The sequence below is a fragment of the Pseudomonas sp. NFACC08-1 genome (assembly GCF_900106735.1).
Lineage (GTDB): Bacteria > Pseudomonadota > Gammaproteobacteria > Pseudomonadales > Pseudomonadaceae > Aquipseudomonas > Aquipseudomonas fluorescens_Q.
This window is the reverse complement of the sequence record NZ_FNNL01000003.1, coordinates 198,939-212,865: the sequence shown is the minus strand read 5'-3', so window position 1 is coordinate 212,865 and position 13,927 is coordinate 198,939. Positions and strand designations below refer to the sequence as shown.

The 13,927-nt window shown below is 62.4% G+C and carries 11 protein-coding genes; all 11 read right to left on the bottom strand.

Going from position 1 to position 13,927, the window contains the following annotated elements:
* Positions 1-232 precede the first annotated feature (232 nt).
* The 11 genes from hutG to hutC all read right to left on the bottom strand — a co-directional run bounded on the left by hutG (position 233) and on the right by hutC (position 13,852).
* On the bottom strand, positions 233-1,036 hold the full coding sequence (gene hutG / locus BLU76_RS08040; protein ID WP_092222292.1) for an N-formylglutamate deformylase: 804 nt from the start codon (positions 1,034-1,036) through the stop codon (positions 233-235).
* An 11-nt stretch (positions 1,037-1,047) separates the two neighbouring features.
* Complete coding sequence (hutI, locus tag BLU76_RS08035; protein WP_092151013.1) at positions 1,048-2,250, bottom strand: imidazolonepropionase; 1,203 nt, start codon at positions 2,248-2,250, stop codon at positions 1,048-1,050.
* Positions 2,251-2,386: 136 nt separating this feature from the next.
* On the bottom strand, positions 2,387-3,919 hold the full coding sequence (gene hutH, locus BLU76_RS08030) for a histidine ammonia-lyase (protein ID WP_063323336.1): 1,533 nt from the start codon (positions 3,917-3,919) through the stop codon (positions 2,387-2,389).
* Between the two features lie 129 nt (positions 3,920-4,048).
* The gene (gene hutH, locus BLU76_RS08025) at positions 4,049-5,572 is read right to left on the bottom strand and encodes a histidine ammonia-lyase (protein ID WP_092222290.1); all 1,524 of its coding nucleotides are present in this window, start codon (positions 5,570-5,572) and stop codon (positions 4,049-4,051) included.
* A gap of 200 nt (positions 5,573-5,772) precedes the next feature.
* Positions 5,773-6,603, bottom strand: a complete 831-nt coding sequence (locus tag BLU76_RS08020) for a quaternary amine ABC transporter ATP-binding protein (RefSeq protein WP_092151007.1) — start codon at positions 6,601-6,603, stop codon at positions 5,773-5,775.
* The gene (locus tag BLU76_RS08015) at positions 6,600-7,451 is read right to left on the bottom strand and encodes an ABC transporter permease (RefSeq protein WP_041024738.1); all 852 of its coding nucleotides are present in this window, start codon (positions 7,449-7,451) and stop codon (positions 6,600-6,602) included. Before BLU76_RS08015 ends, BLU76_RS08020 begins: the two co-directional genes overlap by 4 nt.
* A 69-nt stretch (positions 7,452-7,520) precedes the next feature.
* Positions 7,521-8,489, bottom strand: a complete 969-nt coding sequence (locus BLU76_RS08010) for an ABC transporter substrate-binding protein (RefSeq protein WP_092151004.1) — start codon at positions 8,487-8,489, stop codon at positions 7,521-7,523.
* A gap of 70 nt (positions 8,490-8,559) precedes the next feature.
* A complete protein-coding gene (locus BLU76_RS08005) occupies positions 8,560-10,026 on the bottom strand; it encodes a purine-cytosine permease family protein (RefSeq protein ID WP_092222288.1) in 1,467 nt (488 codons plus the stop codon).
* A gap of 152 nt (positions 10,027-10,178) precedes the next feature.
* Positions 10,179-11,867, bottom strand: coding sequence for a urocanate hydratase (gene hutU / locus BLU76_RS08000; RefSeq protein ID WP_092222286.1), 1,689 nt, complete (start codon positions 11,865-11,867; stop codon positions 10,179-10,181).
* Positions 11,868-12,575: 708 nt separating this feature from the next.
* Positions 12,576-13,145 (bottom strand): HutD/Ves family protein, encoded by a 570-nt coding sequence (locus BLU76_RS07995; RefSeq protein WP_092222283.1) that lies wholly within the window; start codon positions 13,143-13,145, stop codon positions 12,576-12,578.
* Positions 13,142-13,852: a histidine utilization repressor gene (hutC, locus tag BLU76_RS07990; protein WP_170845945.1), complete on the bottom strand. Its 711-nt coding sequence runs from the start codon at positions 13,850-13,852 to the stop codon at positions 13,142-13,144. Before hutC ends, BLU76_RS07995 begins: the two co-directional genes overlap by 4 nt.
* Between the last annotated feature and the right edge of the window lie 75 nt (positions 13,853-13,927).

The following is a 13,927-nucleotide window of genomic DNA, read 5'->3' as shown; positions in this document are numbered from 1 at the left end:
TGTAGGTCGGTGTCTTGCTGCACCGTGCCCAAAACATTACGCAGCGCCGAGGGGCTGAAGATGAACTGTGGCGACTCGGTTTTGCACGGTGGCGACAGGTTGAGGGCACTGAAGACCTCTGTGGCGAGGGAGCTTGCTCCCGTTGGGCTGCGCAGCGGCCCCAAAAACTTGCGAGCGCTACGCACTCGAGCGGGAGCAAGCTCCCTCGCCACAGAAGCTGCCTCACCACAGGTTAATGCTTGTAAGCCTGCCGCCCCCACGCCAACAAGCCTTCCAGCAATTGCCTGAGCACCACTTGCGTCGGCTCCGCCAGGTCGGCGCGATAGTTGAACGGTTCGTACTCTTCCATGTAGGTGCTCTGGCACAGTTCCAGTTGCACCGCGTGGATGTCTTCGGCCGGATTACCGTAGTGCCGCGTAATGTGTCCGCCCTTGAACCGCCCGTTGAGCACGTGGGTGAACTGACCATGGCGAGCGCAGATGGCTTCGAGCTGGCTGGCCAGGGTCGGGTCGCAACTGGCACCGTTGAACGTGCCGAGGTTGAAGTCCGGCAGCTTGCCGTCGAACAGGTGCGGGATCACCGAACGGATCGAATGGGCGTCGAACAGCAAGGCATAGCCGAACTCGGCCTTGAGCCGCGCCAGTTCCTGCTGCAGCGCCTGGTGGTAAGGCATCCAGATCTGTTGCAGATACCTCGCCCGCTCCTCGGCCGACGGCTCCAGCCCTTGGCGAAACAACGGCACGCCATCGAACAGCGTCGCCGGGTACAAACCGGTGGTGGCGCCGACGTACATCGGTTTGTCATCGGAGGGGCGGTTCAGGTCGACGACGAACCGTGAGTACTCGGCGGCCAGGGTGCTGGCGCCCAGCTCAGCGGCGAACTCGTAGAGCCTGGGAATGTGCCAATCGGTGTCTGGCAGGCTTTGCGCCTCGGGGATCAGCCCGGCCTGTACCGCCGGAGTCAGGCGCAGGCCGGCGTGAGGCATGCCGATCAACAGCGGCACGCGCCCTTGCTTGAAATTCAGGACCTTCTCCACAACCGTTCTCCTCAATCGATTTCCACGCCGTGACGCACGACGCGTTTTTCCAGATCGCCACCGAGCCAGTACGCCAGGTCGGCCGGGCGGTCGATGTGCCAGGCGACAAAGTCCGCGACCTTGCCGGCAGCCAGCGAACCGTGGGTTTGAGCCATGCCCAAGGCCTGGGCCGCATGAATCGTCGCCCCCGCCAAGGCTTCTTCCGGGGTCATGCGGAAGCAGGTGCAGGCCATGTTCAACATCAAGCGCAACGACAACGCCGGCGAGGTGCCCGGGTTGAGGTCGCTGGCCACCGCGATTTTCACACCGTGCTTGCGCAGGGCTTCCATGGGCGGCAATTGGGTTTCGCGCAGGAAATAAAACGCCCCCGGCAGCAACACCGCCACGGTGCCGGATTCGGCCATGGCCTTGGCATCGTCCTCGGTCATGAACTCCAGGTGATCGGCCGACAGCGCCTGGTAACGCGCCGCCAGGCTGGAACCGTGCAGCGACGACAATTGCTCGGCGTGCAGCTTCACCGGCAGCCCAAGTTGTTGCGCTGTGATAAACACCCGCTCGACCTGCGCCGGGGAAAACGCCAGGTATTCGCAAAAGGCATCCACCGCATCCACCAGTCCTTCGGCTGCCAAGGCCGGAAGCATCTCGCTGCAGATGTGTTCGATGTAGTCGTCGGCGCGATCCTTGTATTCCGGCGGCAAAGCGTGGGCCGCCAGACAGGTGCTGCGTACGCTGACTGGCAGCTCAGCGCCGAGGCGGCGGATGACGCGCAGGATCTTGCGCTCGCTGGCCAGGTCCAGGCCGTAACCGGATTTGATTTCCACCGTGGTCACGCCGTCGCGCATCAGGCTTCCCAGGCGCTTGGCGGCGCTGGCGAACAGCTCGTCTTCACTGGCGGCGCGGGTGGCGCGTACGGTGCTGGCGATGCCACCGCCGGCTGCGGCAATCTCGGCGTAGCTGACGCCTTGCAGGCGCTGCTCGAACTCACCGCTGCGGTTGCCGCCAAATACCGTGTGGGTGTGACAGTCGATCAGCCCCGGCGTGACCCAAGCGCCCTTGAGGTCGTTGACCGCCGGGTAGTCACCCGTCGGCAATTCGGCACGCGGGCCGATCCATTGGATGTGCTTGCCCTGGGTGACGATGGCGGCGTCTTCGATGATCGAGTAGACGCCCTGGGCCATGGTGGCGGCGTGGCAGTTTTGCCAGAGGGTTTTCATTGATGTCCTCCGTCAGGATCATTCCCACGCTCCGCGTGGGAATGCAGTCCGGGACGCTCCGCGTCCTTCGTAGATCGGGACGCAGAACGCCCCATGAGGCGTTCCCACGCAGAGCGTGGGAACGATCGAATCAGCCTTACAGGCTCGGCAACAACTGCGCCGTGACCAGCTCGTTCAGGCACCGACTCGCCAGCAATTCACTGGCCGCATTGATGTCCGGCGCAAAGAAGCGGTCCTTCTCGTAAAACGGCACTTGCGCACGCAACAGCCCCCGGGCCCGCTCCAGCTTCGTGGAGGTCTTCAAGCCGCCACGCAGGTCCAGCCCCTGGCAAGCCGCAAGCCATTCCACCGCGAGGATCCCACGGGTATTTTCGGCCATTTCCCACAGACGCTTGCCGGCAGCCGGGGCCATGGAAACGTGGTCTTCCTGGTTGGCCGAGGTCGGCAGGCTGTCCACCGAATGCGGATGGGACAGCGCCTTGTTTTCGCTGGCCAGGGCCGCCGCGGTGACCTGGGCGATCATGAAGCCGGAGTTCACCCCGCCATTGGCCACCAGGAACGGCGGCAACTGCGACATGTGCTTGTCCATCATCAACGAAATCCGGCGCTCGCTCAGGGAGCCGATTTCGGCAATCGCCAAGGCCATGTTGTCGGCGGCCATCGCCACCGGTTCGGCGTGGAAGTTGCCGCCGGAAATCACGTCACCCTCGGCGGCGAACACCAGCGGGTTATCCGACACCGCGTTGGCCTCGATCACCAGCACTTCGGCGGCCTGGCGGAACTGGGTCAGACAGGCACCCATCACTTGCGGTTGGCAGCGCAGGGAGTACGGGTCCTGGACCTTGTCGCAGTTCTGGTGCGAATCGGAGACTTCGCTGCGCTCGCCCAGCAGATCGCGGTAGGCAGCGGCGGCGTCGATCTGGCCTTTCTGGCCACGGGCGGCATGGATGCGTGCATCGAATGGCGAACGCGAGCCGAGCACCGCTTCCACCGTGAGGCCACCCAGGGCCAGGGCACCGGCAAACAGGTCTTCGCCTTCGAACAGGCCACGCAGGGCAAACGCGGTGGACACCTGAGTGCCGTTGAGCAGCGCCAAGCCTTCTTTCGCGGCCAGGGTCAGCGGCGCGAGGCCGGCCACTTTCAGTGCCTCGACAGCCGGCAACCATTCGCCTTTATAGCGCGCCTTGCCTTCGCCCAGCAGCACCAGGGACATGTGGGCCAGCGGGGCCAAGTCGCCGGAAGCACCGACCGAACCCTTGAGCGGAATGTGCGGATAGACCTCGGCATTGATCAGCGCGATCAGCGCATCGATCACCTGCCGACGGATGCCGGAGAAACCCCGGCTCAGGCTGTTGACCTTGAGCACCATGACCAGCCGCACCAGCGCATCGCTGATCGGCTCACCCACGCCGGCGGCATGGGACAGCACCAGGGAACGCTGCAGGTTTTCCAGGTCTTCGCTGGCGATGCGGGTCGAGGCCAGCAGGCCGAAACCGGTGTTGATGCCGTAGGCGGTGCGGTTCTCGGCGAGGATCTGTTCCACGCAGGCGACGCTGGCCTCGATCTGCGCCGACGCGCTGGCGTCGAGGCTCAAGGTCACCGGTTGCTGATAGATGTCACGCAATTGAGCCAGGCTCAATTGGCCGGGAATCAGGTTTAAGGCAGTCATGTATTGCTCCTTTTGAGAGTTTTGTTTTTACCCGCCAGTCGCTCCGGAATGTTCCGTTATCCGTCACCTTCGCCTTTTGGGCGATGCTTTATGGGCAATAGGTGCCTTGGCACGCTGGCGCTTTTTTGATCAATTCAAATTCGGTAATACGCTTCGCAGCATGCTCGGGTCTTTAAGCAGGCCAGCGGCACTGGCGATGTCCGGCGCCAGCCAGCGATCCTGGTCGTAGGCCGGCACGCGCTCACGCAGCAGTTTCCAAGCGATGTCGGTGCCGGTGCCGAAGCGCTGGGCCTTGAGAAATTCAAAGGCCTGGGCCGCCAGCAGGTATTCGATGGCGAGGATCTGCGTGCAGTTTTCCAGCGCCCTGTGCAGCTTCAAGGCCGCGTTGGTGCCCATGCTCAAATGATCTTCTTGCAGGCCCGAGGTGACGAAGTTGTCGAGCACCGCCGGTTGCGCCAGTTGCTTGTTTTCCGCGCACAGCGACGCGGCGACGTATTGCACGATCATCATCCCCGAGTTCACCCCGGGGTTGGCTACCAGGAAGGCCGGCAGGCCGCTGACGTGGGGGTTGATCAAGCGGTCGAGGCGACGCTCGGCGATGGAGCCGATCTCAGCCATGGCAATCGCCAGCAGGTCCGCCGCCATCGCCACCGACTGACCGTGGGGGTTGGCCTGGGACATCACCCGGAAATGCTCAGGCGTGCCGAGCAACAGCGGGTTGTCGGTGGCGGCGTTGAGTTCGGTTTCGATCTGTTGCCGCGCATGCGCCAACTGATCGCGAGCGGCACCGTGCACCTGCGGAATCGAGCGGATACTCAAGGCGTCCTGGGTACGAATGCCCAAGCTCGAGGCGATGACTTCGCTGCCGTCGAGCAAGGCCCGCAAGTTGACCCCGACCTGCTGCATGCCCAGGTGCGGCTTGAGGGCGATGATCTCGGCATCGAACGCGGCAATCTGCCCGCGCTGGGCCTCGAAGCTCATGGCGCCGATCACGTCGGCCCATTGCACCAGCCGCGTCGCATCGGCCAGGGCCAGGCAGCTGAGGCCGGTCATGCACGGGGTGCCGTTGACCAGGCACAAACCGTCCTTGGCGCCCAACTGCACCGGTTGCAAGCCTTCGGCGGCCAAGGCCTGTTGCGCCGAAACGATTTGCCCGCGATAACTGACCTGGCCGACGCCCAAAAGCGCGATGCTGATGTGGGCCATGTGGGTCAGGTAACCCACCGAACCCTGGGACGGCACCTGCGGTGTGATGCCCCGGTTGAGCAGCGCCAGCAGCGCTTCGACCACCCGGCGATGGATGCCGGATTTGCCCTGGCTGTAGTTGAGGATGGCGGCGCAGAGAATCGCCCGGGTCTGTTCATCGGAAAGCGGCGCACCGACGCCACAGGCATGGCTGAGCAGGGTGTTGCGCGACAGTTGGCTGAGCTGTTCGTCCTTGAGCGAAACATTGCACAAGGCCCCCAGGCCGGTGTTGACGCCATAGGCGCGCTCACCGCTTTCGACGATGCGCTGGACGATGGCCTGGGCATTGTCGATCCGCGCCCAGGCCTGGGCCGACAGCTCGAGCTCGGCGCCAAAGCGGGCGACGGCGACCACGTCCTGCCAACGCAACGGGGCGTCGGCGATTACGATTTTTTCAGCCTGGGACATCTAAAACCTCATACCCATAAGTTGCCAATAACATTTGTGGCGAGGGGATTTATCCCCGTTGGGCTGCGAAGCAGTCCCATTACTTTCCATCCAATTGTGTCAGGCTGATCCCACTGCTTGGTCTGGGGCTGCTGCGCAGCCCAACGGGGATAAATCCCCTCGCCACAACCGCGTCTGGCCTTACACAACTGGGTCCGGCCTTACACCACCGCAGCCCTGCGCTGCACGAACCGATCGACATACTCATCCGCCGGCGAATGCAGGATCTCCCGGGGCGTGCCGACCTGGATCAGCTTGCCGTCCTTGAGAATCGCGATGCGGTTGCCGATGCGCACGGCCTCGTCGAGGTCGTGGGTGATGAAGACGATGGTCTTGTGCAGGGTCTTTTGCAGCTCCAGCAACTGGTCCTGCATTTCCGCGCGGATCAGCGGGTCGAGGGCGCTGAAGGCTTCGTCCATCAGGATGATGTCGGTGTCCGCCGCCAAGGCCCGGGCCAGGCCCACGCGCTGGCGCATGCCGCCGGAGAGCTGGTGCGGGTACTTGTTCTCGTAGCCCTTCAGGCCCACGGTGTTGATCCAGTGCAACGCCCGTTCGGCGCACACCTGTTTGCTCTCGCCGCGCACTTTCAAGCCATAGGCGACGTTGTCCAGCACGCTCTTGTGGGGCAGCAGGCCGAAGCTCTGGAACACCATGCTGATCTTGTGCCGGCGAAACTCGCGCAGGGCGTCCATGTCCAGTTGCAGGATGTCTTCACCGTCCACCAGGATCGCACCACTGGTAGGATCGATCAGCCGGTTGAAATGGCGCACCAACGTGGACTTGCCAGAACCGGACAGCCCCATGATCACGAAGATCTCACCCGTGCCGATACTCAGCGACAGGTCGTTCACGCCGACCACGCAGCCGGTTTCGGCCAGCACCTGGTCCTTGGTCTTGTCCTGGCGGATCAGCGCCAGGGCTTCCTTGGAGCGATTGCCGAAAATCTTGAAGACATTCTTGACTTCGATCTTGCTGATGGCTGCGTTGCTCATTTGCTCACCTCGTGCCGAGGACGACCATAGGCCTGGGTAATGCGGTCGATGACCACGGCGAGAATCACGATCGCCAGCCCGGCTTCCAGGCCACGGCCGACGTTGAGGGTCTGGATGCCCACCAGCACGTCTTCACCCAGGCCACGGGCGCCGATCATCGAGGCGATGACCACCATCGACAGGGCCATCATGGTGGTCTGGTTGATCCCGGCCATGATGCTCGGCAGGGCCAGGGGCAGTTGCACACCGAACAACTGTTGCCAGCGGTTGGCGCCGAAGGCGTTGATGGCTTCCATCACTTCGCCGTCCACCTGGCGGATGCCCAGGTCGGTCAGGCGGATCAATGGCGGCGCGGCATAGATCACCGTGGCGAAAATCGCCGGGACCTTGCCCAGGCCGAACAGCATCAACACCGGAATCAGGTACACGAAGCTCGGCATGGTCTGCATGATGTCCAGCAGCGGCATCAGCACCGAACGCAGGCGATTGCTGCGCGCCGAGAGGATGCCCAGGGGAATGCCGATCAACACCGAGATCAGCGTCGCCACCAGCATCAGGGCAAGGGTCTGCATCAGTTTGTCCCACAGGCCCACCGCGCCCACCAGGAACAGTAGGCCGACGATCACTGCCGTGGCCACGACCTTGCGGGTGGCGTGCCAGGCAATGCCGCCGACGATGGCCAGCATCAGCCACCAGGGCGCCATGCGCAGCAGGCCTTCGAGGTTGACGATGGCCCACAGCAAGGTGTCGGAGATGTGCCGGAACACATCGCCATAGTTGGTCACCAGGGCGTCGACCCAACCGTTGACCCAGTCGGCGATGGAGAAGGTAAAGCTTTCGGGAAACATAAGAGACTCTCGATCAGGTGGATGCAGTGAACGTCCCGGCCAACCCTAGGATTGGCCGGGGGATTCGACCTACAGAGCCGCGTCGATTTTCTTGGCAGCGTCTTCACTGACCCAGGCGTGCCAGACTTCAGGATGTTCCTTCAGGAAGATCTTCGCCAGCTTCGGCGACTCGATCCGCTCCTTGGCCATGCGCCCGAGGTTCTGGTTCAGGATATCGATGGGCAGGTTGACCTTTTCCAGCACCGTCACCAACTCCGGGGCTTCGTCGTGGAAGGTCTTGGACAGGCCGACCTTGATGCTCACGCTTTTATCCACGCCCGGTTTTTCTTCCAGTTTCACCAGGTCCACCTGGCCCATCAGCGGCGTAGGCGACCAGTAGTAGAACAGGATCGGCTCGCCACGCTTGTAGCTCGACAGCACCGCCGCATCCAGGGCCGGGCCGGTGCCTGGACGGAAGTTGGTGTAGGTTTTTTCCAGGCCATAGCTTTTCAGCATTTCGCTGTTGTCCAGCTCACATGTCCAACCGGCCGGGCAGTTGTAGAAACGGCCCTTGGACGGTTCTTCCGGGTCCTTGAACACGGCAGCGTACTGGCCCAGGTCAGCGATGTTCTTCAGGCCCGGGGCCTTGGCTTCGAGCTTGCGCTTGGCGTCGCCCTCAACCACGTAGCGCGGCACATACCAGCCTTCGATGGCCCCCACCACCGGGGCGCCGACGCCGACCACCTTGCCGGCCTTCTCGGCCTTGTTCCACACCTCGCTGCGGCCGACCCACTCTTCGGCAAACACCTGGATGTCGTTGCTGCTCAGGGCATTCTCCATGGTGATGGAGTTGCCTGGCAGGCTGTCGGTCTTGCAGCCGTAGCCTTTTTCCAGCACCACTTGCAGGACGTCGGTCAGCAGCATGCCGCTTTCCCAGTTCAGGCCGGCGAACTTCACCGGTTTGCCCGACTCGCACCAACCCGCCGCTTGTGTGGCGCTGGCGCCGGCCAGCAGGCCCATGGAAAGCAATGTGGTCAGCAGGGTCTTGTTCGACTTCATTATGTGACGCTCCTAATCAGTTGGATTGGCTTACGGCAGTCAAGAGGCATCCAGCCCTGTCAACGTCCCATCAGACCGCTTGGATGCGGCCCGCCCTGCTCGGTTGTGCGTCAACCGTGTCCTGCTCGAGCGGCAGGATCAATTGATCGGGTACAGCGCTGTGCCACTTCTTGGCGACGACGTAATACAGCGCCGCCGGAACCACCAGACCGATGATCCAGGAAATATCCACACCGCCCATGGCTTCCACCAGCGGACCGGTATAGAACTTGGTGGCGATAAACGGCAGTTGAACCAGTACGCCGAAGACATAGACGCTGATGCCAAGGGCGTTCCAACGACCGTAGCGACCGTTCGGGTCGGCCAGTGCCGGTACGTCATAGCGCTCGCGGGTGATGCAGTAGTAGTCCACCAGGTTGATCGCGCTCCAAGGCGTAAAGAACGCCAGCAAGAACAGGATGAAGGACTTGAACGCACCGAGGAACGAGTGCTGGCCGAGCAGCGCGATCAGCGTCGCAGCGCCGACGATGACCAGCACGAAGACCAGACGCTGCAGGCGCGTGACGTTCAGGTGACCACGAAAACCGCTGATGATGGTCGCGATGCACATGAAGCTGCCGTAGGAGTTCAGCGTGGAGATGGTGACCTTGCCGAATGCGATGCTGAAGTACAGCAGCGCAGCCGTGGCGCCGGTACCGCCCAGGCCCACGATGTAGGCCACCTCGTGACCGGCGAACTGCCCATTGGCCGAGGCCGCGGCAAACACGCCGAGGATCATCGCCACCTGCGCGCCGATGACTGAACCTGCGCCTGCGGCAAAAAAGGTTTTCACCGAGGAAGTTTGGCTTGGCAGGTAACGCGAATAGTCCGCCACATAGGGGCCGAAAGCGATCTGCCAGGAGGCCGCGAGCGACACCGCCAGCAGGAAGCTGCTCCAACTGAAATGGCGGATTTGCAGGAGTGCGCCAACGTCCGTCTGGCTCATCAGGCGAGCGAACAGGTAAACGAAGGCGATCACACCCAGGATGCTGGCGACACGGCCAATGAAGTGAATCACCCGATAACCAAGCACCGTGACCAACACGATGACACTGGCGAAGATGAGGATGCCGACACTGTCGCTGACATCAAACAACTGGCCCAGTGCCTGACCGGAAAGCACGGTGCCCGTCGCGGTAAAACCCAGGTACATCAGGCACACCAGCACGATCGGGATGGCCGCGCCATACACACCGAACTGCACCCGACTGGAGATCATCTGCGGCAGGCCAAGCTTGGGCCCTTGCGCGGCATGCAAGGCCATGACGCCACCGCCGAGCACTTGGCCGATCAGCAAACCGATCAACGACCAGAACACATCACCGCCAAGCACCACCGCCAATGCACCGGTGACAATGGCAGTGATTTGCAGGTTGGCCCCCATCCAGAGGGTGAACTGGCTCAACAGCCGACCGTGTCGCTCCGCTTCCGGGATGTAGTCGATCGAACGTTTCTCGATCAACGGCTTGCTGCTTGCGCGTGTGCTACTGACAGCCATGGTTCAACCTCTGTGGATTGTTCTGGAATTCATTTTCGCCGCTGCTTCCCTGTGGGAGCGAGCTTGCTCGCGATAGCGGTGGGTCAACAGACATTGCTGTTGACTGACACGCCCTCATCGCGAGCAAGCTCGCTCCCACAAGGGGCTCGGGGTTACTTGCCGGTAATCATCGGCAAGTTCAGCCCCTGCTCTTTCGCGCAATCGATCGCGATCTGGTAACCGGCATCGGCATGACGCATGACGCCAGTGGCCGGATCGTTGTGCAGTACGCGAGCAATGCGCTCGGCCGCCTCGTCGGTACCGTCGCAGACGATCACCATGCCCGAGTGCTGGGAGAAGCCCATGCCGACGCCGCCACCGTGGTGCAGCGACACCCAGGTCGCGCCGCTGGCGGTGTTGAGCAAGGCGTTAAGCAACGGCCAATCGGAGACCGCATCGGAACCGTCCTGCATGGATTCGGTTTCACGGTTGGGGCTGGCCACGGAACCGGAGTCCAAGTGGTCGCGACCGATCACGATCGGCGCCGACAATTCGCCGCTGCGCACCATCTCGTTGAACGCCAGGCCCAGCTTGGCGCGCTGGCCCAGGCCGACCCAGCAGATCCGTGCCGGCAAACCCTGGAAGCTGATGCGCTCGCGGGCCATGTCCAGCCAGTTGTGCAGGTGAGCGTCGTCGGGGATCAGTTCCTTGACCTTGGCGTCGGTCTTGTAGATGTCCTGCGGATCACCGGACAGCGCAGCCCAGCGGAACGGGCCGATACCGCGGCAGAACAGCGGACGGATGTAGGCCGGGACGAAACCAGGGAAGTCGAAGGCATTTTCGACGCCCTCTTCCTGGGCCATCTGGCGGATGTTGTTGCCGTAGTCGAAAGTCGGCACGCCCATTTTCTGAAAGGCCAGCATGGCTTTGACGTGGACGGCCATCGATTGCTTTGCGGCCTTCACCACGGCGGCAGGTTCGGTCTTGGCGCGGGCACGGTACTCGTCCCAGGTCCAGCCGGCCGGCAGGTAGCCGTTGAGCGGGTCGTGGGCGCTGGTCTGGTCGGTGACCATGTCCGGACGCACACCACGACGGACCATTTCCGGCAGGATCTCGGCAGCGTTCCCGCACAGGGCGATGGAAATCGCCTTGCCTTCGGCGGTGTATTTCTCGATGCGCGCCAGGGCGTCGTCGAGGTCGGTGGCTTGCTCGTCGACATAGCGGGTTTTCAGGCGGAAATCGATGCTCACCTGCTGGCACTCGATGTTCAGCGAGCACGCACCGGCCAGAGTCGCGGCCAAGGGTTGCGCACCGCCCATGCCGCCCAGGCCGGCGGTCAGGACCCAGCGCCCCTTGAGGTTGGAGTCGTAGTGCTGGCGACCAGCCTCGACGAAAGTTTCGTAGGTACCCTGCACGATGCCCTGGCTGCCGATGTAGATCCAGCTGCCGGCGGTCATCTGGCCGTACATGGCCAGGCCCTTGGCGTCGAGTTCGTTGAAGTGCTCCCAACTGGCCCAGTGCGGCACCAGGTTGGAGTTGGCGATCAGGACGCGAGGGGCGTTGCTGTGGGTCTTGAACACACCCACCGGCTTGCCGGATTGCACCAGCAGGGTTTCGTCGTCGTTCAGGTTGGTCAGGCTTTCGACGATCTTGTCGTAGCACTCCCAATTGCGCGCCGCGCGACCGATGCCACCGTAGACCACCAGTTCCTTGGGGTTCTCGGCCACTTCCGGGTCGAGGTTGTTCATCAGCATGCGCAGCGGCGCTTCAGTCAGCCAGCTCTTGGCGGTCAGCGTGTTACCGCGAGGGGCGCGGATTTCAACGTCACGGTATTTTTCGGGTTTGCGGGTAGCGTCGGTCACAGCAAAAACTCCTCAGCGATCAATCCAGACCAGCCCGGGCAGTGGGCAGCGATTTAGCGAACGTTGCGTTGAATATCAGTGACTCATACGCATACGTCTTTACTTGTATGTACAAGCATATGCAATCAAGCGGCCAACTTGTTGGAGGTGGTGTTCAGAAACGGTTGGGGAATTGGCTGAAAGCCTTGTGATTTCAGGGCTGCTGAGCGGCATGAAATTTTTTAAGAGGGTTTTCGAGAGGGCAATCGGAGGGTCACAGAAGCATGGCATTGCGCCACGCTGGGGCATTCGGTAACAAATTGGTGCGCAAAGAGGAAACAGCGAGGACGAGGCTTTTTGTGGCGAGGGAGCTTGCTCCCGCTGGGCTGCGCAGCAGCCCCCTCTCAAGCTCACTCAATCAACCTGATCCACCGCGTCGCCGGGCTCCAGGGCCGCTGCGCGCCCCAGCGGGAGCAAGCTCCCTCGCCACAGGAATTGGGCACGGCGCGGGTTAAGGGAGTGCCTCGAATCAGTGTCAGTTTTCAAGAGCAAATCGGTTGGGCAAGCGGGATGCTTTTGTGGCGAGGGAGCTTGCTCCCGCTGGGCTGCGCAGCAGCCCCCTCTCAAGCTCACTCAATCAACCTGATCCACCGCGTCGCCGGGCTCCAGGGCCGCTGCGCGCCCCAGCGGGAGCAAGCTCCCTCGCCACAAGAGTGTGTTAGCCGGAAATCAATGGGCCGTCAGCTCAATCACGCAGCATTGACCGTGAGTGGAGACATCCACCAACCCGGTGTTACCGCTCAGTTGCAAACAGTCGTAGAGACCCAAGTCCACAGCGGACTCACCAATCTTGATAGCCAGCCCCGGGGCGGCACTGAACACCAGCAGCGTTTCCGCGTCACTGAAAAACCGCTGCTGGCCGCCCAACCACTGCAACCGCGTCCGGTAACGTTGCGGCGCGTAGATCAGGTTGAAGTCACGAATCGGTCCGCCCAGCAGCGTACAAAACACATGGCTCTCGCCGCTGAATGCAAAAGGGTCCAGCGGATGCAGAGGTCGCGTGGCCTGGCCATCGACGTTCAGCGTCATGCCGCTCCCCTGCAAGACACTGATGACCCGCTCGTAACCGGCGAAGGTGGAGAAACCGCCCGACTCACCGATGTCGGCAATCGACAGCCGCCAGCCGAAACCTTCCAGGCCGGTGCCGGCATCGCGAGTGATTTCTTCGGTGCTGCCGCCACCGTTTTTCCAGGGCATGCGTGGGTAGTCTGCCGCGCGTAAAACCTTCAAATGGCTCATTTATGAAAGCGCCCTTCCAGACTGTGACGGGAACCCGGATGGATCAGGCGCGCAGCGGTCACCGGCTGGCGCCCGGACCAGGTACGGCGGCGGATCAATAGACACGGCTCGCCCCTTTCGATCTGCAACAGCTTGCATTCACTTGGCTCGGCCAGGATCGCCTCGACCACATGCTCGCCCTCGGTCAGCGGCGCGACCTGGTTCAGATAGGCGTAGGGCGTTTGCACGGTGAAGTCCTGCTTGAGGTAGTCAGGCGCCACCAGCGCGTTGACGAAACGGTCCTCGATTTGCACGGGGATGTCGTTCTCGAAATGCACGATCAGCGAATGGAACACTTTCTGGCCTTCGCGCATATCCAGGGCCAGTGCCCGCTCGGAACCGGCCGCCTCTTCTTCCAGGGTGATGACCTTGCACGTGTGGCGATGACCGCGGGAGGCGATTTCGTCGGCGATGTTATGCACTTCGAACAACGCGGACTGGCTCTTGGGCTCGGCCACGAAGGTGCCGACACCCTGCATGCGCACCAACAGGCCGTCGGCGGTCATTTCCCGCAGCGCACGGTTGATGGTCATGCGACTGAAGCCCAGTTGGCTGACCAGTTCGCTTTCCGACGGCACGCGGTAATGCGGCGGCCAGTTTCCACTGTCGATCTGCTGGGTGATCATCTGTTTGACGCGGGCGTACAGGGGTGCCGGACTGTCACCCATGTTTGCGGCCAGCGGCGGTTTGGCAGGCGGAGTCGACACGGCGGTTCCTTGTTCTGCGGATAAGAATGCTAGCTT